This is a genomic window from Bacillus salacetis (assembly GCF_003581585.1).
Lineage (GTDB): Bacteria > Bacillota > Bacilli > Bacillales > Bacillaceae_B > Rossellomorea > Rossellomorea salacetis.
On sequence record NZ_QXIR01000085.1, the window covers coordinates 1 to 948 of the forward strand.

Here is a 948-nt window from a genome sequence, read left to right on the forward strand (position 1 = left end):
GAAGTTCTTACTAGAATTAACGTTGACGTTTTGTCTTGTTTTGTTCAGTTTTCAAGGTTCAATCTTCAGTTGCCAACAAAAGCAACTTTAACATCATAACACCCTGATTAGAAGGTGTCAACTCTTTTTCAGAAGTATATTCTGAGAAAGTGGAGCCTAGCGGGATCGAACCGCTGACCTCCTGCGTGCAAAGCAGGCGCTCTCCCAGCTGAGCTAAGGCCCCATGAACATTTTTAGAAAGTGGTCGGGAAGACAGGATTTGAACCTGCGACCCCTTGGTCCCAAACCAAGTGCTCTACCAAGCTGAGCTACTCCCCGATATATATAGGTATATAATGGCGCGCCCGAGAGGAGTCGAACCCCTAACCTTTTGATCCGTAGTCAAACGCTCTATCCAATTGAGCTACGGGCGCAATATAAGTTCACTTTACACCGAGAAAAAGACTGGTGCCGAGGACCGGAATCGAACCGGTACGGTAGTCACCTACCGCAGGATTTTAAGTCCTGTGCGTCTGCCAGTTCCGCCACCCCGGCAAAGAAACTGCATTGGAGCGGAAGACGGGATTCGAACCCGCGACCCCCACCTTGGCAAGGTGGTGTTCTACCACTGAACTACTTCCGCAAATATGGTGCGGGTGAAGGGACTTGAACCCCCACGCCTTGCGGCGCCAGATCCTAAGTCTGGTGCGTCTGCCAATTCCGCCACACCCGCATATTTGAATATTTTCACTCAAAGTGAAAATGGTGAGCCATGAAGGATTCGAACCTTCGACCCTCTGATTAAAAGTCAGATGCTCTACCAACTGAGCTAATGGCTCGTACAATTTAAAAGTGGTGCCGGCAAGAGGACTTGAACCCCCAACCTACTGATTACAAGTCAGTTGCTCTACCAGTTGAGCTACACCGGCAAGTGTTTCATCTAAACGAAAACCAATTGGATTAAATGAA

Annotated in this window: 8 tRNA genes; all 8 read right to left on the reverse strand. The window is 48.4% G+C overall.

The annotated features are described in order from the left end of the window. Positions 1–150 precede the first annotated feature (150 nt). The 8 genes from D3H55_RS23670 to D3H55_RS23705 all read right to left on the reverse strand — a co-directional run bounded on the left by D3H55_RS23670 (position 151) and on the right by D3H55_RS23705 (position 908). Positions 151–223 (reverse strand) — tRNA-Ala (locus D3H55_RS23670). An 18-nt stretch (positions 224–241) separates the two neighbouring features. Further along, positions 242–318, reverse strand: a tRNA-Pro gene (locus D3H55_RS23675). Positions 319–336: 18 nt separating this feature from the next. Then, positions 337–413, reverse strand: a tRNA-Arg gene (locus D3H55_RS23680). A gap of 32 nt (positions 414–445) precedes the next feature. Next, positions 446–534, reverse strand: a tRNA-Leu gene (locus D3H55_RS23685). Positions 535–547: 13 nt separating this feature from the next. Then, positions 548–622, reverse strand: a tRNA-Gly gene (locus tag D3H55_RS23690). 5 nt (positions 623–627) lie between these two features. Next, positions 628–712 (reverse strand) — tRNA-Leu (locus tag D3H55_RS23695). A gap of 30 nt (positions 713–742) precedes the next feature. Next, positions 743–818 (reverse strand) — tRNA-Lys (locus tag D3H55_RS23700). 14 nt (positions 819–832) lie between these two features. After that, positions 833–908, reverse strand: a tRNA-Thr gene (locus D3H55_RS23705). Between the last annotated feature and the right edge of the window lie 40 nt (positions 909–948).